This is a genomic window from Mucilaginibacter sp. P19, from assembly GCF_050632265.1.
Taxonomy (GTDB): Bacteria; Bacteroidota; Bacteroidia; order Sphingobacteriales; family Sphingobacteriaceae; genus Mucilaginibacter; species Mucilaginibacter gossypii.
Map to the genome: position 1 here is coordinate 6,289,758 of NZ_CP192586.1, position 22,167 is coordinate 6,311,924.

Consider the following 22,167-nt stretch of genomic DNA (forward strand, 5'->3'; position numbering starts at 1 on the left):
GCAATGACCTATGTTAATTCAGTACGAGATCGCTGCGTAAAGGATAATGGTCTGAAAGTTTTTCTCGATCACCTTGTAGTTGAAAACTGAGAATTGCGGGCTGCTCATAATGTAATCTATCTGGTAATTGGGAAAGTCGCCGTTATATGTGCGCCCTAAGCCTGATCCCTTTTCGCGGAATGAATTGTTTAAGCCTTTGGCCATTTGGTTAACCGCGAATGACGATGGGGTATCATTAAAATCACCGGCTATAATATAAGGATATGGACATTGGGCAGCATGCGCCTTTACTTTAAAAACCTGCTCGGCCCTTTTCATAAAAGCTATTTTAAGCTTGCTCCCCAGGCGCTTGGTTGATTTAATGTCGGTTTTTCCTTTTTTTGATACGCTGTCGATATATTTATAATCATCGGGGTCAAAATTGATGGATTGCAGGTGGATATTATAATACCTGAAAATTTTATCCCCCTTTTTTATATCAGCATATAAGCACTGGTTGCCAGATGTTCTGTCGGCCGCAAGGCGGATCATCCCTCTTGATAGAATAGGGAATTTCGAAAAGATAGCCATGCCAATGGCTTCGCGGCTGTTAAAACTAAAGGGTTCAAAGTAAAAGTTATTGCTGCCTAATATTTTGTTGATCGAATCGCGTGTTTCATACTGCCCTTTATTTCGGGTATAAAACTCCTGGAACCCTATCACATCCGGCTGCTCATTATTGATGATCTCCAGGATTTCATGCTTGGTTGATATATCGTTATTGAAGCCAAAATGTTTAAAGTTATGCACGTTGTACGTCATGACATGTACAACGTTGAGCCCGGGGGGCAACGAAAAACTTGATTTAAATCTGAACCCGATATTGTTATTAAGTACTCCCCAGCCAATTAAAATACTGACCAGCGAAAATAAAAACTGCCAGCGCTTGCGCAGCAGCCAATACAGCATCATGATTATATTAACCAGCAGTATAGGAGGATAGGCAAGGCCGAAGAAAGCGAATAACCAATACTTGCGCGGATCAACCGAGGGGGCTAAATATCCTATTAGTAAAGCAAAACAGAAAAACAGGTTTATCCATAACAACACCCTGCTAAAAATACTTTGCTTTTTTTATCATTTATTCCTGTTTGCTTGCACGCGATAAAATTTCCCGCTCCTGTTTGCTTAAGCTATTATAGCCCGATTGCGATATTTTGTCTAAAATACGGTCAACTTCTTCCTGGCGCGGGTAGTCGGATGCGTTTTTGCCCATATTATTTGAAACCACTTTTAACCTGGGTTTCCGTTTAAACAGCCCGGCTATTCCGCCCACCCAATCATGGCCTTTTTGTAATTGCTTAATATACACAAACCCCATTAAAGCACCACCCAGGTGTGCAATTTCGCCGCCCGCGTTTGCACCAACTATACCCAAAAAATCAATAACCAGGATTACAAATACCAGCCATTTTAATTTTACCGGCCCAAATAAAATTAATGATATGGTGTAGTTGGGCAACAGTGTGGCTGTTGCCACAACAATAGCCATAACACTGGCCGATGCACCAACAATAGTACTGTTCTGTGCAGCGTTAGCACTGGTAAATGCAGGCAGCAGGTTTAAGGCCAGCAGGTATAACAAAGCACCGGCCAGGCCGCCCATTAAGTATAAACCTATAGTACGTTTATTACCAAGGTACTCTTCAAATATCTGCCCCATCCAATAAAGCCAAAGCATATTGAACAGGATATGAAGTATACCTGCATGCATGAACATATAGGTTAAAGGCGTCCAAAAACGCTTCAGCAAATCGGGCAGGTACGCCGGCATATTCAGATACTTATTGGCGTAAAATAAAATGGAGCTGTTATCAAAATGAGTCAGCAATTGTTCAACTACTGCCGGTATCCTGATAGCTAAAAAAACAATCACATTAATGCCGATAAGCAGGTTCAGCCTATTGCCGGAGCGCAGCATTTTGTAGTGGATATTTTGCCAAAGGGTGCTCATAATAAAGCTGTATTACAAAGATAACTACTGTTATTAATAAAAATTGTTTGGCCGTTGTAATCGCCAAATTTTAACTAATAAAAACCCGATAAGCGCACCGCCAAGGTGTGCAAAATGCGCCACCGAATCTCCGGAAAATTGCTTTACCCCTAAAAATAATTCTATCACTACATATACAGGAATGATATATTTTGCCTTGATAGGCACAGGTATAAACAATATCATCAGTTCAAGATTTGGGAACAGCATGCCAAAAGCAATCAGCAAACCAAATATTGCTCCCGATGCCCCCACAATCGGTGTCGCATAAATATCAATAAGTTTTTCAGCATTTTCGCCATATTCTGCATATGATGACTGAAGTGAGGGATGGGCAATGGTAAAGCTGCCGGTTATACCATGCACCTCTATGGCCTGTACCGCAATTTGAAACAGTATTGCCCCTATTCCGCATAAAAAATAGAGGTTAAAAAACTTTTTGAGCCGATAGCATATTCTACAATAGGGCCAAAAGAAAACAAGGCAAACATGTTGAAGAAAATATGGCCCCACCCCCGTGCAGGAACATGTAAGTAATGATTTGCCATAGCTTGAAATAAGGCGAATTAAAATAAAAGCCGCCTAACAATGGTACTATTTTGGCCTCATAAAATTGCCCAAACAATACAAATGGCAAAAAGCATATTATATTTATAATCAACAGGTTTTTAACAACAGGTGTAAGGTTAGCAAAAGGCGATTGATTGTATCCGTTCATATATAATTTAGCCTGGGGCTATTTTTCAAATCGTTCCATTAATTCGTTCATCGTAAAGGTACTGATTACGGGCTTACCATTCAATGCCTGGTTAGGTGATTCACAGGCAAAAAGCTGGTCGATAAGCTGGTTCATTTCCTCCAGGGATAGCTTGGTTCCTGATTTAATAGCGCCGTTACGGGCCAGTGACCGGGCCAGGTTATCCCGTTTATCTAATTTAAGGATGGCCATATTGTTTTTAAAACCTTCCAGTAAATGTTCTAAAAGCTCATGCTCGCCAACGTTGTTCAGTTCGGCCGGGATCCCCTCCACGACCACGGTGTTTTTTCCAAATTCGCGGATATCAAAACCCAGCGACCGGATATCAGGCAAAAGCTCTTTCAATAACTCAAAATCGGCACCGTTTAGTGTTACCGACTGCGGAAATAAGCTTTGCTGGCTCATCCCCGAATGATTTTGCAGCTGCTGTAAAAAGCGTTCGTACAAAATACGCTCATGCGCGGCCTGCTGGTTAATGAGCATAAAGCCCGATTTTATTTGCGACAGAATAAACCGGTTATGGATCTGGAACAGTTGCCGCTCGCTTGGTTTACTTACATCCTGCTCATCAACCGCTATGGTTTTTTCCTCGTGGATCTCGTGCTGAAAAAGGGTTTCCTTTTTGCTGATCTCATACAAAGTATCCCAGTTTTGTGGAATAGGGTCTTTTTTATAACCCCCGCTCTCTCTTAAAAATGGATGCTCCTGCCTGGGTTTTTCTGCTTTATCGGCAAAGGGGTTAAAGTTTGGATTAAAGGAAATAGTAGGGGCGATGATCTCCTCAAACGGCTTGGGGGTTATCAGGTGCTCGATACTGTTTTCCTGGTCAAAATCCAGGCTGGGCGTAATATTATATCTGCCCAATGACCGCTTCACTGCCGACCGGATTATGGCATAAATAGCCTTTTCATCCTGGTATTTGATCTCGGTTTTGGTTGGGTGTACGTTGATATCAATTTTTGAAGGGTCGATATCGATGAACAACACATAAAACGGAAAACAATCATCGGGCAATAGCTCTTCAAACGCCGTAGTTACAGCATGATTAAGGTACGAATCGCGGATGAAGCGATTGTTTACAAAAAAGAACTGTTCGCCACGGGTTTTGCGCGCAAACTCGGGCTTCCCTACAAATCCACGCAGCTTAATAATGGTTGTATCTTCTTCAACAGGTACCAGCCGCTGGTTATAATTATTGCCAAACAGGTGTACTATTCTTTGTTTAAGTGTGGTGCCCGGCAAATGATAAACTTCCTGGCTATCATGGTGAAGGGTGAAAAAATTTCGGGATGTGCCAAGGCCACCCGTTGAAACTCGTCAATAATATGGCGCATCTCTACCGGGTTGCTCTTTAAAAAATTACGGCGGGCAGGGGTATTATAAAACAGGTTTTTTATGGATATCGATGTGCCCGCGTTGGCAGCACATGGTTCCTGGCTTATTACTTCGGAGCCTTCAATAGTTATACAACTGCCCAGTTCGTCTTCATGGCGGCGGGTTTTCAGCTCTACCTGGGCAATAGCCGCTATAGATGCCATGGCCTCGCCCCTGAAACCCATGGTACGAATAGCGAACAGATCTTCGGCCTTGCGTATTTTTGAAGTTGCATGACGCTCAAAGCACATGCGGGCGTCGGTAAGGCTCATGCCGCAGCCATTATCAATAACCTGGATCAGTGATTTACCGGCATCTTTAATAATAAGCTGTATCTTATCCGCACCTGCGTCAATAGCGTTTTCAACCAATTCCTTTACCGCAGAAGCCGGTCGCTGAACTACTTCGCCCGCGGCAATCTGGTTGGCAACGGCATCCGGTAAAAGCTGAATAATGTCTGACATCTAAAAAAATTCCCTCCAATTTCTATTTCGATGCTAAATTAAATATTTGAAGGCATAACTTTATGATTTGATAGTTGTATATACTTTTGTGGTTTAATACAATTACAATAAACATACAATTACTTTATGAAGAGACTATTGCCCGCGCTGCTATTACTGGCAGCAGCCTGCAAACAAAAGGAATACAATGCCGATATGCTGGTAAAAAACGCGGTTGTTTACACCGTAGATAGCAATTTTACAACAGCAAGCGCATTTGTAGTAAGCGGAGGAAAGATACTTGCAGTAGGCAATGCCGATTCCCTTGAACAAAAATACAACGCCCGCGAAGTAGTTGACGCGCAAGGCGCCGCGGTTTATCCCGGCTTTATTGACGCCCACGCCCATTTTTATGAATATGGTATGGGCCTGCAGGAAGTAAACCTGGTAGGCACCCATAGCTGGCCCGAAATTATTGACTCGGTAAAAGCTTATTCCGAACGTAATACCGATGGCTGGATCATTGGTAATGGCTGGGACCAAAACGACTGGACAAATAAACATTTCCCCGATAAGGCAAAGCTGGATTCGCTGTTCCCGATGAGGCCGGTGATCCTTAGCCGTGTAGACGGGCACGCCGCAATAGCTAACCAGGCCGCACTGAACATTGCCGGTGTTAAACCGGGGCAAACCATTAATGGCGGCGAAATAGAAACCAGTAACGGGAAACTTACCGGTATTTTGGTTGACAACGCGGTAGGTATAGTTACCCGTAAAATCCCTGAACCTACGGCTGCTATTATAGATACAGCCTTGCTATCGGCACAGAAAAATTGTTTTGCCGCTGGCTTAACTACAGTTGATGATTGCGGGCTACCTTATACCATGGTAAACACCATTGCCGAGCTGCAAAATAAAGGCGACCTGAAAATGCGCCTGTATGTGATGCTGGCCGACCGACAGGAGAATTATGACTACCTGTTTAAGAAGGGAATTATTAAAACGCCCCGTTTAAATGTAAGGGCTTTTAAAGTTTATGCCGATGGTGCCCTCGGTTCAAGAGGGGCCTGCCTGCTAAAACCCTATGCCGACTCGGCCAAATGGAGCGGCTTTTTGTTGAGTAACCCAAAGCATTTTGAAGAAATAGCTCCAAAAATAGCGGCCCGCGGTTTCCAGATGTGTACCCATGCCATTGGCGATTCGGCAGTGCGGGTAATGCTTAAGATTTATGCGGCTAATTTAAAAGGCAAAAACGACCTGAGGTGGCGTATCGAGCATGCGCAGATAGTATCGCCGCAAGACCTGGACATGTTTGGCCAATACAGTATTGTCCCATCGGTACAGCCTACGCACGCGACATCGGATATGTACTGGGCCGGTAAAAGACTGGGCCCCGAACGGCTTAAAACGGCTTATGCCTATAAACAATTGTTAAAGCAAAACGGCTGGATCCCTTTGGGTACCGATTTCCCGGTTGAGAACATTAATCCGCTTTATACGTTCTATGCAGCGGTTGAGCGCAAAGATTTGAAAGGTTTCCCGGAAGGTGGTTTTCAACCTGAAAACGCCCTGACCCGGATTGAAGCATTAAAGGGAATGACCATTTGGGCAGCCAAAGCCAATTTTGAAGAAAAAGAAAAAGGCAGCATTGAACCCGGTAAATACGCCGACTTTGTGATACTGGATAAAGATATTATGAAAGTAAAAGGCAGCGAGATCCCGGCAACCAAAGTGACCCAAACCTATATAAACGGAGTTAAAGTATATGATAAAAAATAAATGGGGCCGTGTTCCTTTAGTACTATTAGGGTTTGCATTATTTAATACCGCTTGCGCGCAAAACCCGCCATTAACAGGGCAGGCCTTCATTGCCGAAGAAAGATTGGTTGGGAGCTCAACCGTGCTGCTTAACAATGCCTCTTATTTAGTCCCCCTGCAAAAGCTGGAGGATTTGAAAATTGCCAGTGTGCATTTTAGTAACCAGTATGCTACTGTTTTTGACAGCCTGTTAAATAAATATAACAAGGTTGATCTGTTTGATGGCGCAGCCTATTCAGGTAATAAAACGCTGGCCAACCTTACCTCCGATCTGAAGTTTTACAACACTATCATAGTACAGGTAAATGATGCCGATCTGGGTAACCCGGATTTGATCGACTTTATCAGCTCTAACCAAAAAAATAAGAATGTAATTGTCGCTGCCTTTGGAAACGGCTCAGTACTAAGCAAGCTTGATGTGGTTACCGCCCCGATAGTTTGGACAGAGCGGGTATCTCAAGTATCGGCCATGTACAGTGCCGAGGCCATATTTGGAGGCATAGGCATTTCGCAAAAATTAACAAAAAACTATAGCGCTGTGTATAAAACCGGGATGGGTTTTATTACCGATAAAACCCGTCTTCAGTACACCGTACCGGAAGAGGCCGGCATCAATGCAGCGAACCTGCAGGGTATTGATAAAATAGCGCAGGAAGCCATTCGCGAGCATGCCACTCCCGGCTGTGTGGTATTGGTTGCTAAAGATGGTAAGGTGATATTTAATAAAGCTTACGGTTATCACACCTATGATAATGTGATCCCAGACAAGCTGACCGATATTTTTGACCTTGCTTCTATGACCAAAGTATCGGCAACTACTATGGAAACCATGCAGCTTACCGACCAGGGTAAACTAAGCCTGGAGAAAACTCTTGGCGATTATATCCCTCTTGCCCGTAAAAGCAATAAAAACGACATCCGGATCCGCGAAGTGCTGTTGCACCAGGCGGGCCTGATCCCCGATATCCAGTCATTTGAAAAGGTAAAGCCAACTGATCACAGTACCGATTCGTCTGCTGCTTACCCCACAAAAGTATCTGATCATTATTACCTGCGCAAAGACTATTATAAAGATGTAATGCTGCCCGATATGCTGAATTCGCCGCTGAAAACAAGGGGGCAGTACGTATATAGTGATGTAAGCATGCTATTTATGCAGGAGGTTGTTGAAAACATTACTGCTGTGCCGCTCAACATTTATGTACAGCAGCATTTTTATACTCCGCTGGGAATGCAAACTGCAGGCTTCTTACCCTTATACCGCTTTACGCCCGACAGGATAATCCCTACCGAAAATGATAAGGAGTACCGCATGTCATTACTGGATGGATATGTACATGACCCAACAGCAGCGCTTTTGGGTGGCGTTGCCGGGCATGCCGGTTTATTTGGCAGTGCCAATGATGTGGCCATATTATACCAGATGGTTTTAAACAAGGGGAGTTATGGCGGTGCCCAATATTTTAAGCCGGAGGTTGTTGACCTGTTCACCTCCAAACAATCGCCGGTGAGCCGCCGCGGACTGGGTTTTGACCGCTGGGACCCGATAGCCGAAAGACACTATCCTTCAAAACTGGCGTCAGATCAGGCTTTTGGACATACCGGTTTTACAGGCACCTGTATCTGGGTTGATCCTAAATATAACCTGGTATATGTATTCCTGTCAAACAGGGTGAACCCCTCGGTGGCCAGTAAATTGGGCAGCCTTAATATCAGGCCGAGGATCCAGGATGTGGTTTACGAAGCGATAACGAAAGGGTTGTAAGAGAATTTCGGAATTAGGGATTTTGATTTCGGATTTGCCTCATTATTTGCAGGGGCTGTATCGGGTTGTATTTTAGACAGATTTGACGGTTGAAATAAAAACGGGTATATTTGATATATGACAACATTAACCATACATCCTGCAGATGCAGATCAGGAAACTGCAATCCGGATTTTTTTGGATGCCCTGCATGTTGATTATAAAACGAGTGAAATAACGGATGATACTGCTTACTTGCTTTCTTCAGAAGCAAATGCTCAGCATCTGCAAAAATCAATTGAGCAAGAGCATCAAGGTAAAGTCACCAAACTTAACCTTGATGATATATGGAAACTATAAATTTTACTGACGAAGCGCTGACTGATCTCGAATACTGGAAGAAGAGCGGAAATATCATTATCCTTAAACGGATTCGTCAATTGATCCAGGCAATACAAATTGATCCGTTCAAAGGTATAGGTAAACCTGAAGCACTAAAACACAACCTTTCGGGTGCATGGTCAAGACGCATTAACCAGGAACATCGTATTGTTTACAAAGTAGAAGACCATATTGTAACTGTTTACTCACTTAGGTTTCATTATACGAAATAATATCCCACATCTTGGGAGAAAAGTTATCCTGAAATAAAATGCCTCTGGATTTTTATGATATAAATGATATCCACCTCAGTCAAAAACTATTTGAGTTAGATGAAACGGACATTGAAACTTTAGAGCCGGTATTGTCCAGTTTAAAAAAGACAACAGGGGTAACAATTGATCCTTATGGGACAACGCGGATATATGCAAATCATATCTGGCTTATGATATCACTGATTCAGAGATTTTTGTTAACATTAAACAATAGTATTCTGAGTAAGCGTGCAATATTAAGCCGGGTGCTCGCTCGTTTTAAAGAGGTTCAGGAGGGTTTTATAATTATAGGTGATTGAGGACGGATTGAACATTTTTCAAATAGTGAAGGAATAATAACTAAACTGGCGGATGGTTTTCTTTTAAATAAAAATCCTAAATTTATTTAATCCCGAAATCGAACATCCGAAATCCCAAATCAGAACGATGCGCTATTTCACTATCCAGCCACCGGCCGAGCTTAAACCTTATGTAAGATTTTACTGGGTTTTGGAGCATGAGCTGGCGCCGGATCATTCGTCATATATTTATCGTTCTGTTGCTGATGCCTGTGCCGAATTGGTATTTCACTACCGTTCGTCGTTTAATGAATTGAAGGAGAAGAATGAGCAAAGCCCAAGCTTATCAGGCATTCAATTTCAAACTACACAATACCGCAGGTTTATAACAACCGAAAGCTTTGGCATTTTTGGCGCCTATATTTATCCTTTTGCCGTGCCTTATTTTTTTAATATCCCCAGCAGCCAAACCAGTAACCTCGCATTTGATTTCGACACATTTTTAAGCCGGCCCGGCCGGGAGCTGGAAGAGCAAATCATGTTAGCCGGAAATAACTATAAACGGGCAGAGATCCTGTCTGCATTTTTAATAGCCCGGTTACGTCAAAATGTGTTAAAAGACGATCGCATAGCGGTAGCGATCAGGAATGTGATCCATAATAAACAATACAGAACGGTTGCTCAACTGGCTGATGCCTATAATTTATCGGCACGGCAGTTTGACCGTAGATTTAAGGAGTCCGCGGGCTTTAGCCCCAAAACCTATATGCGGCTCACGCGCCTCCAGGATGCGTTAAGGCAATACAATACGGATAAAACATTAACGCAGATAGCGCTGGAATGCGGGTATTATGACCAATCGCACTTTATTCATGACGTGAAGGAGTTTACTGGCTATCATCCGGGCTTTTATTTTTCAGGCAAGGCTGAGGGAACTGAATACCGGAACACATAATGTCCGGTTTTTACAATTTTGAGAACAGGGGGACAGCTAATTTTGAGAAAAAAACAAATTATGGCAACAATAAACATTCCCGAAAATTACCAGGCTGTTATGCCTTATCTCATTGTTAAAAACGGCGCTCAGTTTATCGGGTTTACCCAAAAGGTTTTTGGTGCGACTGAACAGTTTAAAACCATGCGCGATGAACACACCATTATGCACGCCGAGGTTAACATCAATGGCAGCACCATCATGTTTGCCGATTGTACCGATACATATCAACAGCAAAATGCAGGTATGTTTGTATATGTAGAAAACTGTGACGAGAACTTACCAGAAGGCCATTGATAGCGGAGCCGAAAGCATTATGCCGCCGGCCGATCAACCATACGGCAGGAGTGCAGGGGTAAAAGATCCGTTCGGAAATACATGGTGGATTACTAACCCGTTATAAATAATTTGAATAATTTATGGAAATTACACAGCGCCTGCATCTTATCCGTAAAATCACAACATGAAAAATCTCTTGGCTGTTTTAGTGTGTTTATTTTATGGAATTACCGCTTTTGCCCAGGCAGCCCTACCTCAAACGCCACCGCCGCAAAGCAAATCAGCTCAACCTTTGCAGGCAAAGCCAGATACCGGCAAAGCTTTGTTAAACCCCAATCAAAGCCCCTCGTTTAAAGACACAACTACATATAAAAGCTACCAACCCAAGTCTCCCGGCGATTCCTTATACAGGCATTTACCTGATGCAAAGGAATGGCAGCCATCAATCATTGTTAACTTCAAAATCATTGCCGGTCTCGGCCATATAAATCCAAATGATGTTGCCTGGTTGACAATTTTTAAAGAAAAGGACGCTCCGGCAAACCTTGCCAACCTAAGCAGGTTTGGTATAATAACGATAACCCTTAAAAAAGGAGTGAAAATTGAAACAAATACCTGTGACGATATAAAAAGGAGATTTGGAGTAAGTGGTAAAGTGAGATTTGCTGTTGACGGCTATTTTGTTGACGATGAAAGTATGCTCATTTCGGCGCAGGACATCAACGAAATAAACCTAACCTGGAAAAAGAATAAAGATGGGTCGCCAGATGTAACGATCAATATATGGATGCTGGTGCCTGAAGCCCGCAAAGGCCCTATTGCCGGAAGGCACTCAACTGATAAACCCGGTGAAATTTATATAAGGGGATCGGCATCGAAATAATTTTATTTCGGATAAAATCTTTTCCTTTGCCGATCGTCATACATATAATATATGTACGCTTTTATTTTAGCATTACACTCCCTTACGCGCTGGTTTGTTTTGGCCAGCTTGCTTTTTGCCCTTTATCGCGCCTACAGCGGATGGCTTACTAACAAAAGTTATTCAAAATTTGACGACCGCTTACGGGTTATTACCACCAACATTGCCCATATCCAGCTAACTATTGGGCTCTGGCTGTATTTCATCAGCCCGATAGCCAATTATTTCATCAGCCATTTTAAAGAGGCGGTGCACGAGCGGCAGATCAGGTTTTTTGGCATGGAGCACGTTACCATGATGCTGATCGGCATTACGCTGATTACCATTGCCTCATCAAAAGCCAAACGAAAAACACTTGATAAGGACAAATTTAAAACCACGGCCATTTGGCTAACCATTGCCCTGCTGGTTATTTTAAGTTCCATCCCCTGGTCGTTTTCGCCGCTGATCAGCCGCCCGTTATTCAGGCCGTTTTAAATACCGGGCTTTGAAAACTGAGCGGTCATCTTATTTAAGGGCGAACCACCTCACTCAGCAACATCAATCACCAACTTACCGTTCGCCTTACCATTCTCTAATATCTCGTGGGCTTGATTGGCCGTAGCCAATGTAAATGTACGCTCATCTACCAGCGGAACAATTTTGCCGGCTTCAACAAGCTTTGTAGCCTCCTGCATAATTTCACCATGATGTTTGCGCCCTCTACCGGTGAGCATCGGCATCAAAGTAAACACTCCGGAATATGTAGCTCCCCTGAATGATAAGGGCGCCAGCTTATGCTCACCCCAACCCAGGCAGCTTACCACATGACCGGTATAATAACGTACCGCATTAAATGATGCATCTAAAGTGGCTCCGCCCAGGGTATCATATACAATGTCAAACCCTTCGCCGTTAGTATAATTGTTCACATATTCGTCAACTGTTGTGGCGCGGTAATCGATAAAAGTAGCGCCAATGCTTTCAATATATTGCTGTTGGGCCGCGCTGCCGGTAGCATATACGTCCGCACCAAAGGCTTTCGCTACCTGAACCGCTAAATGGCCAACGCCTCCGGCACCACCATGTACCAGCACTTTTTGTCCCTCATGTACATTTGCCCTGTCTACAAGGCCCTCCCAGGCAGTGATAAAGTTAAGCGGCATCGAAGCCGCCTGTCTGAAACTTAAGTGAGATGTTTTAATAGCAAGCAGGTCTGCATCAAAGGCAGCATATTCCGAGTAAGTACCCTGTAGCCCACCAATACCACCTGCAAGGCCATACACTTCATCGCCAGGTTTAAAAGTATTTACATCAGCACCAACTGCTTCAACTATGCCGGCAAAGTCCATCCCTAAAATTGCAGGTAAGGGCTGCCTGGCATGCCCCCTTTACCGGTACGGATCTTATTGTCCAATACGCTGACGCCGCTGGCTATAATACGCACCAGTACCTGGCCTTTGGAGGCAATTGGGCGGTCAACTGCGGTTATTGTGAAAGGCGCATTTGCTTCAGGAGCGATAAGGGCCTGCATTGTTGTATTTTGAGTTTCCATTGTGTTGTTGTTTAATTACAATACAAAATTATACAAGGAGGCAGCCATATTCCTTGTACAATCCCTCGTAACATTTGTACATTTACACTATGGTAAAAGATAATTTATACCAGCCTTTTGAAGTTGTTTTGCGCGAACCACTCAGCGCCTGTCCCCGCAGCGAACACTCACACAGCTTTTTCGAGTTTATTTATATCATAAGCGGCACCGGAAAGCAGTGCATAAACAAAAGCAAGTTTACCTATAAACCCGGTCACCTGTTTTTACTTACACCTAATGATTCACATTATTTTGAGATACTAACCGAAACACAGTTCCTGTTTATCCGTTTCAACCCACTTTACATTAAAGATCGCGGCCTTAGCAGCGAAACAGCCGAGCATCTCAATTTTCTGCTAAAAAACGCAGGCCAGGCACCGGGATGCATATTAAAAACCGATGAAGACAAAGCCGTTGTAAAACCCATTATGCAGGCCATCATCAGTGAAAAAGAAAAAAAGGGCTTTACAGTAAAGCGCTCCTGCAGCAATATATCAATACGGTTATAGTAATCGCCGCCCGTAATGTGGCTATGAGCATGCCCGATGAAGTTAGTGAGAACACCGAAGAAAAAACGCTTGATATCCTGCAATACATCCAGGCCAACATCTACTTCCCCGAAAAACTAAAAGCTAAAGTCATAGCCGATAAAGCGGGAATCTCTGAAAACTACCTTGGCCAGTATTTTAAAAAACATACCGGCGAAAGTATGCAGCAGTATATCATCAATTACAAACTGAAGCTGATTGAGAACCGTTTACTGCACAGCAACATGCGTATGGTTGAAATTGCCAACGAGCTTGGTTTTAATGATGAAAGCCACCTGAACCGCATTTTTAAAAAATACAGAAGTATGAACCCTTCGGATTTTAGGAAAGCGGGAGGAGAATTGAATGCCCTTGTTTAATACGTTAAAGGCGGTCATTTTTACATTAACGACCCGACAAACACAAGAATTATATTTTAAAAATCACCATGAATTGAAAATTTGATTAAAATATCTTCAAAAATTTCAAAATAATTTGCTTTTTTATCAAAAACACTTCATAAATTACAATTCTGAAAGATAACTGATTGTCAATTTTTAATTTATTGTAATTTTTTCATGGAAGAATCAGCTTATTTTGACAAATACAGCCCAATTGATAATGTTTGGGACGAGAATGTATGGCTTGGATGCTAATGTTCGGGAGCATTACCGTAAAGTTATAGACTACATTTCGAAGGAATCGGCCGACGACCTGAACAAAAAGGAGGAGCTTGCCAAGCGCCTTTTCATGAGCCAGGGCATCACCTTTACCGTTTATAACAGCGGCGAAGGCATTGAAAAGATCTTTCCTTTTGATATTATCCCCCGTATCATCACTGCCGATGAATGGGCTTTTGTTGAGCGAGGCATTAAGCAGCGCCTTAATGCGCTTAATTTGTTTCTGAAGGATATATACCACAATCAGTTTATTGTAAAGGACGGCATAGTACCTATTGATATTATTTATTCGTGTCCGCACTTTCTGCGCGAGATGTACCAGCTCCAGGTGCCTTATGATATTTATGTACATATTTCGGGCATCGACCTTATCCGTGATGAAGACGGCACTTTTTACGTGCTTGAAGATAACCTGCGCACCCCATCGGGCGTAAGTTATATGCTCGAGAACAGGGAGATCACCAAACGCTTGTTTCCCGACCTGCTACCTCAATGCAGTGTGCGCAGCGTTACCGAATATCCGTCAATACTATATAAAAACCTGCTGGCGCTTTCACCCCGGCAGATCCATAACCCAACTATTGTTTTACTTACGCCGGGTATTTATAATTCGGCCTATTTTGAGCATACCACGCTGGCCCGCCTGATGGGGGTTGAATTGGTAGAAGGACGCGACCTGGTAGTGAACAACCATAAAGTGTACATGAAAACCACCACCGGGCTGCAACAGGTTGACGTGATCTACCGCCGGGTGGACGATGAATTTCTCGATCCCCTGGTATTTAACCCGGCAAGTATGCTTGGAGTAGCAGGCCTTATGGGAGCTTACCGTAAAGGCAATGTAGCCATAGTAAATGCTACAGGCACAGGCGTCGCCGACGATAAGGCAGTTTATGCCTATGTGCCCGATATGATCCGCTATTATCTAAACGAAGAACCCATACTCAAAAACGTGCCAACACACCAGTTAGGCAATCCGGATGAACGCGAAATGGTATTTAAAAACCTCAATAAAATGGTGGTTAAAAAAACCAATGGCAGCGGCGGTTACGGGATGCTGATGGGGCATGCAGCAAGCGAGCAGGAAATAGATGAATATAAAAAGGAAATCCTGAAAGATCCACGTAACTTCATAGCACAGCCAACCATCAGCCTTTCGGCGGCGCCATGTTACATGCAGGGCGAACTAAAGCCACGCAGGGTTGATTTAAGGCCATACGCGCTGTACGGCCCCGATGGCATTGAGATAGTCCCCGGCGGCCTAACCCGTGTGGCGTTAAAAGAAGGTTCACTGGTGGTAAACAGTTCGCAGGGTGGCGGCAGTAAGGACACGTGGGTGTTAGCCTGAAAGGTAAAAGGCTTTTAAATCAAAATAAAAAATAAGAAGGATGCGGAGCTAAGTAAATCCGAAATTGAACATCCTAATTCCGAAATTCAGATCATATGTTAAGCAGGGTTGCAGCAAGTTTTTATTGGTTAAGCCGTTACATTGAGCGCAGCGATGGTATGCTGCGGATGCTCAAAATTAATTATGCCTCATCGCAGGATACGGTGCAGGAATTTACCTGGGAGCCCGTAATGAGGATTTTTGCAGGACTAAACGCCGGCGAAGCCGAAAAGCTGGACAACGACAGCCGGTCGGTTTTAAAGTATATGGTTACCGGGAAAAACAATCCTAATTCCATACTCAACATCATTACACTGGCACGAGAAAACGCCCGCGGTGTACAGGAGCACATCACCAAAGACCTTTGGCAATGCCTGAATGAATATTACCACACCGTAAAAGATCCGCGACTGGAACGCGCCCTGCACCGGGAAGACCCGATAGGGGTACTGGACGTGCTGATAAAACAAGTAATGCTTTATTACGGCACGGTGGAGATCACTATGGAGCGCGGCGAAGGCCGTGCCTTTATGAACATTGGCAAATACCTGGAGCGGGCCATCCAGTCGGTTGATATTTTGGATACTAAATTCAGCTCGATAAGTGATAACCCCGATCTGCTTACTGATACCACTTACTGGAAACACCTGCTGCTTTCATTGGGTGGCTACGAGCTGTATTTAAAAACATACCGAGAAGGTTTTGAGGCCGAAAACGTTTTGGAACAGGTTGTACTGAACAACGATTTTCCGCGCTCGGTTATTTATTCGGTAAATAATATTCAGCGTTATTTCGACAGATTGAAGAATGACAGCAATGCCGATGACTACAGGGAAATGTCGTTTCAGATAGGCCGGTTGCAAAGCCGCATAAAGTATAGTTCGGTAAAAAGTATCAAACAGGAGGGCTTGCACTTGTTCCTCACCCAGATCAGGAGTGAGCTATACGGCATAGGCAATTCATTAAACCAACATTACTTTGCTAATTCATGATCACAATTTGAAGATGTTTTGATTTGAAGATTTGAAAATGCCAGTCTATCTTTTCATTTTCAAATTTTCAAATCCTCAAATTAAAAAATTAAAACAATGCCTGAATTTAAGATCCAACATATCACCAAATACACTTATGAAGGCCCTGTTCGTGACAGCGCCAACCAAATCATCCTGTTCCCGATAAAAGATGAATACCAGGAAGTAGTAAAACAGGAGCTAAGTATAACCGGCAACCCGGTAGTTGATACTCATACCGACTACTATGGCAACGAGGTTGGCAGTTTCACCTACAGCAACCAGCACAACATGCTGGTTATAAACTCAAAGCTGGTTGTCATTACCCGACAGCGCCCCCTTCCGGTTAATGATATTTTTCCGGAGCAGCAATGGGAAGATCTTAAGCGCCTTCAATACATGGTGCCCTATATTGATTTTTTAAAGCAGGAATATTTTGAAGGCCTGCCCGAGCTACAGGCAATAGTTGAGCAGGAACGGCGTAAAGATGAAACTCCCTTTCAGATAGCACTTCGTTTTTGCGGCTGGGTTTACAAAAACTTTGAGTACATCAAAGGTGTTACCACGGTTGAAACTACACTGGATGAAGTATGGAAGCTTAAAGCCGGCGTTTGCCAGGATTTTGCCCATATTTTAATGGTGATGCTCCGCCAGCTTAAAATACCATCCCGTTATGTAAGCGGCTATATCTGCACCCATAGCAGCGCTATGCGCGGCGAAGGCGCAACCCATGCCTGGGCCGAAGTGTATGTGCCCGACTATGGCTGGCTTGGCATCGACCCTACAAATAACTGTATTGCCAATGAAACCCACGTACGCCTGGCTGTGGGCCGCAATTTTTCAGATTGTTCGCCGGTTAAAGGTGTTTATAAAGGCGCCTACGGCCACAAGCTGGAAGTGTCAGTAATTGTTGACGATGCAGATACTATTGTTTTTGAGGATAAAACCCACGAATCGCCGGCTATGCACGCGGTAGCCGAATTTCCTAAAAACAGCTATCAGCGATATATGGAGATCATTCAACAGCAGCAGCAACAACAGCAACAGTAGGTTAGTTGGCAGTGGCAGTTTCCAGTTGGCGGCAGCAGCGGAGAAATTATTGTCACACCAACAACGGCATAGGGAATCCCTTATTCAGGTAAATCAACGTTCAGGCTTTGATAAAAAGCAACAAGGCCCGGTGCTATTACATGCACATCGTGCTGTTCTTCAATTAAACGGCGGGCGTTGAGGCCAATATTACGGCAAAATTCTTCGTCGGTAATACAGCGTTCAATGGCATCATAAAACTCCTGCCGGTTATTAGCAATAAGGATATTAGTGCCATTGGTAAAATTGATGCCTTCGGCACCTAATGAGGTTGAGATAATACATTTTTCCATTGCCATACCCTCTACTATTTTAACCCGCATGCCACCGCTTGAAAGCAAGGGCACCACCATAATAGCCTTACTGTTCACAAACTCAGAAGCATCGTCAACCTCACCCTGGATAAAGATCTTTCCCATCGCTTCGTACTCATCAAAGCTATCGGGGATGTTATGCCCGGCAACATAAAATTTTACACGGAGGTCGCCCTCGGTAAGATCTTTATAAAAATTCTCAATAAACCATTCAATCCCCTCCCGGTTGGGCATCCAATCCAACGACCCTAAAAAAACAAACTTGGGAACTCCGTTTTATTATAATCAGGCTTATAATCGGTCAGGGAAATACCTACTGGAAAAATATCAACCGGAATGGTAACACCGTATGATAACAGCGTTTTTTTATCTTCATTGGTAAATACAGCAATGGCATCAAATTTATTAAGCTGCTGCAGTTCATAATCTTTCACCCGGCGGGCCAGCAAATGCAAGTACCACTTCTTAAACAGGTCGCTTTTTCGTTGTGCCAGCCTCATCCATACCTGGTGTTCAATATTATGCGACCGGTAAATTAACCTGGCTTTGGTATGCTTACGCATAGCGGCCAGGTAAGGCGTTACAAACAGGCCTTCAAACTGGATAACATCGTACGACGTCTGGCGCAATTCGCGCAGCAGGAGTTTTTCAAATTCGGCATTGTAATAACGATCAACATCGTTTGATTTTTTCTGAACAGGTTAGTTATGGAATCAAGTACAGATATATTGATGTTAATGTCATATGATGTGTACCTGATCTTCTGCATCAGCTCATCTTCGCCTGTTTGTACACTACCATGATATCTTTTCCCGTTTAAAGCCACCAATGCAACTTCATGCCCAAGTGCAATCAACCCTTTTATAGTATTGCAAACCACAATAGCGTAACCGCCATTCTGCGGAAATGGTACACGATGTGTTAAAATTAGGATCTTCAAACGGTGAATTTGGTTTTTAACAAAAATACCATCCTGAACGTGGTATTCAAAACTTCATTAAAAAATACTTAACTGCGGGTCGGTTACCCTGAAAGTACGGCGGTGATAGGGCGTAAAACCAATCTTCATTACGGTTTCACGATGCCTTATAGTTGGATAGCCTTTGTTGGTATGCCATTCATATTCCGGGTGTTCGGCCGCTATTTGCATCATATAATCGTCGCGGTAGGTTTTAGCCAGGATAGATGCGGCCGCTATGCTGAAATATTTTCCATCGCCTTGTATAATACACTCATGTGGGATGTTCCGGTATTTTTTGAAGCGATTGCCGTCGATGATCAGAAACTGGGGTTCAAGATGTAATTTTTCGATAGCCCGGTGCATCGCCAGGAATGATGCATTAAGAATGTTGATCTCATCTATCTCCAGATTATCAACAGATGCTACGGCATAAGCCACCGCTTTTTCCTCAATTTCGGCCCGAAGCTGGTACCTTATCTCTTCGGTAACTTGTTTAGAATCGTTCAGCAGGTGATGATCAAAATCAGGCGGTAAAATAACTGCGGCGGCAAAAACAGGCCCGGCCAAACATCCTCGTCCCGCTTCATCGCATCCTGCTTCCAAAAATTCGTACTGGTACCTGGCTGATAACATCCGGCAAATATAATAAGAGTTGTAAACGTGTTAGTAAAACAATTAGTATGATGTGTTTTTCAACATGTAGTTAACGCATCCTTTACTTAAAAAATTTTTAGCGTAAGCAGGGTAATATCATCAATGGGCTTGCTTTTATAAACGTTGCTCAAATAATCCAACAGCGCCTGGTTAAAATTATCGGGCGATAGCTCGCCATGCGCAAGCACAAAATCAAGTAATTTATCCTCATTCCATATTTTGGTGCTGGGCGATTCAAAATCCATGAGCCCATCTGTATAGTTAAAGATCAGGCTGCCGGGCTCCACATCAACTTCGCCCTCGTTTAAAAAAGGCAGATCTTCAAAAACCCCAATCATGGTGGTACCCAGTTTAAGTGGAATGGCACCGCCTTCTGAATAAAGTATAGTTGGGTTGTGCCCCGCATTGATATAATTAAGCCGCCGTTTTTTTTGATTATATCGCGCAAGGAACAGGGTGATAAACCGTTCGCCTTTGGTATTGCTGAGTACAATCTTATTTAAACGGTCAATAATATTGGTCAAATCATCCTCAACCGCCGCCCAGGCATGCAGGCTGGCCTGGAAATTGGCCATCAGCAAAGCAGCCGAAATACCCTTACCCGATACATCGGCAATACACCATAAAAACTCATGCTCATTAAGGCGGATAAAATCAAAATAATCACCGCCGATGTTTTGATGCGGAAGATACTTAGCCCCAATCTCCACACTATCATCTTTATGTTCACGCATGGGGATCAGCATATTCTGCACTTCCACCGCAAGCTCCATCTCGCGCAAAAAACGTTCTGATTGCAGCCGTTCGCGGAAAAGTTTTTTATTTTCAAGCGCCACAATGATCACGTTCATCAGCGTTTGGATGAAATTGAGATCATTGTTAAGCATCTCGCCCGAGGTATTAAAATCGCCGATAAGGGCATAGGCAAGAGCTTTGCTTTTGTGATATACAGGGATAAAGTAATTATATTTTTTAAGGAGGGGGTCGCGATGCCCGGCAATAGCTATAGGCGCTTTAACTTTACTCAGCTTTTTACACGCACGGGCCAGCACTACCGATGATTCAACGTCGCCGCCATACTTGGCTATACAGGCAAATTTATCATCCTTTTCAATCAAAAACCTGAGTTTACCTACCTGCAAATAGTTTTGCAGAATAACTTCCAGCATTTGAATGAGAATAGGAGTAGCGGTATTTTTGTTTATGGCCCGCGTTATTTCCAATAAAGAATTTAATTCCGACTGCCGTTTGAGCAAAAGCCTGATCAATCTCGTCTTCGCCGGAACCGTCGTCTACATTCAGCATATTGATATAAGTACGCTGACTAAAATAGAGGAAATAATTTTTAAATACGAGTACTTTGTGATTTTATATCAAAGGCATCGCGCAAGCCAACGGTTACCAGGTTAAAAGCATAAACCAGCAGCATAATGGCCATACCAGGAATGATAGCCAAAAAAGCTGAGTCCATAACAATATATCCATAATGCTCCTTGATCATGCCGCCCCAGGTTGGCATAGGCGGTTGTGCGCCAAAACCCAAAAAGCTAAGCCCCGCCTCTAAAAGTATAGCCGAGGCAAAATTTGAGGAGGCCAAAACCAGTATTGGCCCGGTTATGTTAGGCAAAATATGTTTAGCTATAATACGCTTGTTGCTAAAACCCAATGCACGTGCGGCCTCAATGTACTCCACCTGTTTAAGGCCCATTACCTGGCCGCGCACCAGGCGCGCCACTTCAACCCACATGGAAAGGCCAACGGCTATAAATATTTGCCATAATCCTTTACCCAGCGCAAATGATATGGCGATCACCAATAACAGGGCAGGCAGTGCCCATAAAATATTCATCAGCCAGCTTAATGAGGAATCAACCCATCCTCCAAAATAACCCGCTACAGCCCCTACAGTTACGCCCAGCAGCATACTGATGATAACAGACATCAAACCAACAGCGAGCGAGATCCGTGTACCCAGCAGCAGGCGGCTCAGCATATCCCGGCCATAACCATCAGTACCAAGTAAAAAGGTTTTAGCCCCGATATTCTCCTCCCGTAAGCGGGCTTCAAACGTTTGATAAACAGCCGGGGTTGCAGGCAGGGCAATTGTTTGGCCGTTATAATTAAAAATAACCTTCCCGTTTTTATAAACCGGCTTTTGCCCGGTCATTACCTCAAAAATATTGTAGGCTTTTTTCTCGGGCTTATCTTCATCGCCAATATATCCGTTAACGTAAATAGAATCTTTAACGAAATGATACCCCGTAACAGGAACTTCTTTATAAAACGATGGCTGCCCATACAGCATCCTGCTGAACAAATTTACAGTATCAACAGCCTCCGCTTTCCTGAGCTTTAACATCATATAGGTTGAGCCTGGCTTTTTTATACTAAGCTGTATGATCATATTATTGGCCAGGGGCGTATCATCGGGCATAATGAGGTAGCCCAGTATCGCAACAAGCAGCGTAAGCAGGATAAATGCAAGCCCGCTTAAAGCAATTTTATTATGCTTAAAAACATGCCAGGTGCGTTTTGCTGGTGTAATTTCGGCCAATGTGTTAATAGTTCATGTGTACAGGCTAAATATCGCTTAAATAGGTGCAATTAGCAATAAGGACGGCTTTCTTTACATTTAGATAGCCGAAAGCTCAAAGCAGAAAGCTGAAGGCCGAAAG

General features: G+C 43.5%; 26 protein-coding genes and 2 pseudogenes. 15 read left to right on the forward strand and 13 right to left on the reverse strand.

All coding sequences use genetic code 11. The features are described 5' to 3' along the window. Window positions 1–18: 18 nt before the first annotated feature. The 4 genes and pseudogenes from ACQ86K_RS30915 to mutL form a co-directional block, all read right to left on the reverse strand. Window positions 19–951, reverse strand: coding sequence for an endonuclease/exonuclease/phosphatase family protein (locus ACQ86K_RS30915; protein WP_431199356.1), 933 nt, complete (start codon window positions 949–951; stop codon window positions 19–21). A gap of 169 nt (window positions 952–1,120) precedes the next feature. Further along, window positions 1,121–1,993, reverse strand: a complete 873-nt coding sequence (locus ACQ86K_RS30920) for a rhomboid family protein (protein WP_091169178.1) — start codon at window positions 1,991–1,993, stop codon at window positions 1,121–1,123. A gap of 33 nt (window positions 1,994–2,026) precedes the next feature. After that, a pseudogene (locus ACQ86K_RS30925) lies at window positions 2,027–2,580 on the reverse strand (rhomboid family intramembrane serine protease). Window positions 2,581–2,768: 188 nt separating this feature from the next. After that, window positions 2,769–4,627: pseudogene (gene mutL / locus ACQ86K_RS30930) on the reverse strand (DNA mismatch repair endonuclease MutL). A gap of 126 nt (window positions 4,628–4,753) precedes the next feature. On the opposite strand from mutL, the gene ACQ86K_RS30935 reads away from it, so the two are divergent. From ACQ86K_RS30935 to ACQ86K_RS30980, 10 genes are all read left to right on the forward strand, one after another. Next, complete coding sequence (locus ACQ86K_RS30935) at window positions 4,754–6,385, forward strand: amidohydrolase (RefSeq protein ID WP_091169169.1); 1,632 nt, start codon at window positions 4,754–4,756, stop codon at window positions 6,383–6,385. After that, the gene (locus ACQ86K_RS30940) at window positions 6,372–8,189 is read left to right on the forward strand and encodes a serine hydrolase domain-containing protein (RefSeq protein WP_091169167.1); all 1,818 of its coding nucleotides are present in this window, start codon (window positions 6,372–6,374) and stop codon (window positions 8,187–8,189) included. The genes ACQ86K_RS30935 and ACQ86K_RS30940 overlap by 14 nt, the downstream gene beginning before the upstream one ends. Before the next feature lie 117 nt (window positions 8,190–8,306). After that, the gene (locus ACQ86K_RS30945; RefSeq protein WP_090532581.1) at window positions 8,307–8,528 is read left to right on the forward strand and encodes a DUF2683 family protein; all 222 of its coding nucleotides are present in this window, start codon (window positions 8,307–8,309) and stop codon (window positions 8,526–8,528) included. Further along, window positions 8,516–8,782, forward strand: a complete 267-nt coding sequence (locus ACQ86K_RS30950) for a Txe/YoeB family addiction module toxin (RefSeq protein ID WP_091169163.1) — start codon at window positions 8,516–8,518, stop codon at window positions 8,780–8,782. The genes ACQ86K_RS30945 and ACQ86K_RS30950 overlap by 13 nt, the downstream gene beginning before the upstream one ends. A 38-nt stretch (window positions 8,783–8,820) precedes the next feature. Then, window positions 8,821–9,123: a hypothetical protein gene (locus tag ACQ86K_RS30955; protein WP_091169160.1), complete on the forward strand. Its 303-nt coding sequence runs from the start codon at window positions 8,821–8,823 to the stop codon at window positions 9,121–9,123. A gap of 127 nt (window positions 9,124–9,250) precedes the next feature. Continuing rightward, window positions 9,251–10,057: a helix-turn-helix domain-containing protein gene (locus tag ACQ86K_RS30960; protein ID WP_431199357.1), complete on the forward strand. Its 807-nt coding sequence runs from the start codon at window positions 9,251–9,253 to the stop codon at window positions 10,055–10,057. A gap of 60 nt (window positions 10,058–10,117) precedes the next feature. Continuing rightward, the gene (locus ACQ86K_RS30965) at window positions 10,118–10,393 is read left to right on the forward strand and encodes a hypothetical protein (protein WP_431199358.1); all 276 of its coding nucleotides are present in this window, start codon (window positions 10,118–10,120) and stop codon (window positions 10,391–10,393) included. Window positions 10,394–10,412: 19 nt separating this feature from the next. Next, on the forward strand, window positions 10,413–10,499 hold the full coding sequence (locus ACQ86K_RS30970) for a hypothetical protein (protein ID WP_431200968.1): 87 nt from the start codon (window positions 10,413–10,415) through the stop codon (window positions 10,497–10,499). A gap of 60 nt (window positions 10,500–10,559) precedes the next feature. Further along, window positions 10,560–11,258, forward strand: a complete 699-nt coding sequence (locus ACQ86K_RS30975) for a hypothetical protein (protein ID WP_091169150.1) — start codon at window positions 10,560–10,562, stop codon at window positions 11,256–11,258. 51 nt (window positions 11,259–11,309) lie between these two features. Then, the gene (locus tag ACQ86K_RS30980; protein WP_091169149.1) at window positions 11,310–11,774 is read left to right on the forward strand and encodes a hypothetical protein; all 465 of its coding nucleotides are present in this window, start codon (window positions 11,310–11,312) and stop codon (window positions 11,772–11,774) included. Window positions 11,775–11,824: 50 nt separating this feature from the next. Here ACQ86K_RS30980 and ACQ86K_RS30985 read toward each other — a convergent pair whose 3' ends face one another. Together ACQ86K_RS30985 and ACQ86K_RS30990 are read right to left on the reverse strand one after the other, a co-directional pair. Beyond that, complete coding sequence (locus tag ACQ86K_RS30985) at window positions 11,825–12,628, reverse strand: zinc-dependent alcohol dehydrogenase family protein (protein WP_431199359.1); 804 nt, start codon at window positions 12,626–12,628, stop codon at window positions 11,825–11,827. Window positions 12,629–12,630: 2 nt separating this feature from the next. Continuing rightward, window positions 12,631–12,831 (reverse strand): hypothetical protein, encoded by a 201-nt coding sequence (locus tag ACQ86K_RS30990; protein ID WP_431199360.1) that lies wholly within the window; start codon window positions 12,829–12,831, stop codon window positions 12,631–12,633. 89 nt (window positions 12,832–12,920) lie between these two features. Between ACQ86K_RS30990 and ACQ86K_RS30995 the strand changes: the two genes are divergently transcribed. The 5 genes from ACQ86K_RS30995 to ACQ86K_RS31015 all read left to right on the forward strand — a co-directional run bounded on the left by ACQ86K_RS30995 (window position 12,921) and on the right by ACQ86K_RS31015 (window position 17,524). Further along, on the forward strand, window positions 12,921–13,379 hold the full coding sequence (locus tag ACQ86K_RS30995) for an AraC family ligand binding domain-containing protein (protein ID WP_431199361.1): 459 nt from the start codon (window positions 12,921–12,923) through the stop codon (window positions 13,377–13,379). Window positions 13,380–13,402: 23 nt separating this feature from the next. Beyond that, complete coding sequence (locus ACQ86K_RS31000) at window positions 13,403–13,777, forward strand: helix-turn-helix domain-containing protein (RefSeq protein WP_431199362.1); 375 nt, start codon at window positions 13,403–13,405, stop codon at window positions 13,775–13,777. A gap of 241 nt (window positions 13,778–14,018) precedes the next feature. Next, on the forward strand, window positions 14,019–15,425 hold the full coding sequence (locus tag ACQ86K_RS31005) for a circularly permuted type 2 ATP-grasp protein (protein ID WP_431199363.1): 1,407 nt from the start codon (window positions 14,019–14,021) through the stop codon (window positions 15,423–15,425). A 95-nt stretch (window positions 15,426–15,520) separates the two neighbouring features. Further along, window positions 15,521–16,456 carry an alpha-E domain-containing protein gene (locus ACQ86K_RS31010; RefSeq protein ID WP_090532596.1) on the forward strand — a complete coding sequence of 312 codons (936 nt, stop codon included), beginning with the start codon at window positions 15,521–15,523 and terminating at the stop codon, window positions 16,454–16,456. A gap of 96 nt (window positions 16,457–16,552) precedes the next feature. After that, on the forward strand, window positions 16,553–17,524 hold the full coding sequence (locus tag ACQ86K_RS31015) for a transglutaminase family protein (RefSeq protein WP_091169143.1): 972 nt from the start codon (window positions 16,553–16,555) through the stop codon (window positions 17,522–17,524). A gap of 80 nt (window positions 17,525–17,604) precedes the next feature. Here ACQ86K_RS31015 and ACQ86K_RS31020 read toward each other — a convergent pair whose 3' ends face one another. The 7 genes from ACQ86K_RS31020 to ACQ86K_RS31050 all read right to left on the reverse strand — a co-directional run bounded on the left by ACQ86K_RS31020 (window position 17,605) and on the right by ACQ86K_RS31050 (window position 22,046). Then, window positions 17,605–18,111: a glycosyltransferase family 4 protein gene (locus tag ACQ86K_RS31020; protein WP_431200969.1), complete on the reverse strand. Its 507-nt coding sequence runs from the start codon at window positions 18,109–18,111 to the stop codon at window positions 17,605–17,607. 14 nt (window positions 18,112–18,125) lie between these two features. Next, window positions 18,126–18,506: a hypothetical protein gene (locus tag ACQ86K_RS31025; protein ID WP_431199364.1), complete on the reverse strand. Its 381-nt coding sequence runs from the start codon at window positions 18,504–18,506 to the stop codon at window positions 18,126–18,128. Then, window positions 18,458–18,817, reverse strand: coding sequence for a hypothetical protein (locus ACQ86K_RS31030; protein ID WP_431199365.1), 360 nt, complete (start codon window positions 18,815–18,817; stop codon window positions 18,458–18,460). Before ACQ86K_RS31030 ends, ACQ86K_RS31025 begins: the two co-directional genes overlap by 49 nt. A 57-nt stretch (window positions 18,818–18,874) precedes the next feature. After that, window positions 18,875–19,471 (reverse strand): ribonuclease HII, encoded by a 597-nt coding sequence (locus ACQ86K_RS31035; protein ID WP_090532602.1) that lies wholly within the window; start codon window positions 19,469–19,471, stop codon window positions 18,875–18,877. An 86-nt stretch (window positions 19,472–19,557) separates the two neighbouring features. Beyond that, window positions 19,558–20,661, reverse strand: coding sequence for a PP2C family protein-serine/threonine phosphatase (locus ACQ86K_RS31040; protein WP_431199366.1), 1,104 nt, complete (start codon window positions 20,659–20,661; stop codon window positions 19,558–19,560). Beyond that, the gene (locus ACQ86K_RS31045; RefSeq protein WP_431199367.1) at window positions 20,621–20,797 is read right to left on the reverse strand and encodes a hypothetical protein; all 177 of its coding nucleotides are present in this window, start codon (window positions 20,795–20,797) and stop codon (window positions 20,621–20,623) included. The genes ACQ86K_RS31040 and ACQ86K_RS31045 overlap by 41 nt, the downstream gene beginning before the upstream one ends. 40 nt (window positions 20,798–20,837) lie before the next feature. Further along, on the reverse strand, window positions 20,838–22,046 hold the full coding sequence (locus ACQ86K_RS31050) for an ABC transporter permease (protein WP_091169135.1): 1,209 nt from the start codon (window positions 22,044–22,046) through the stop codon (window positions 20,838–20,840). Between the last annotated feature and the right edge of the window lie 121 nt (window positions 22,047–22,167).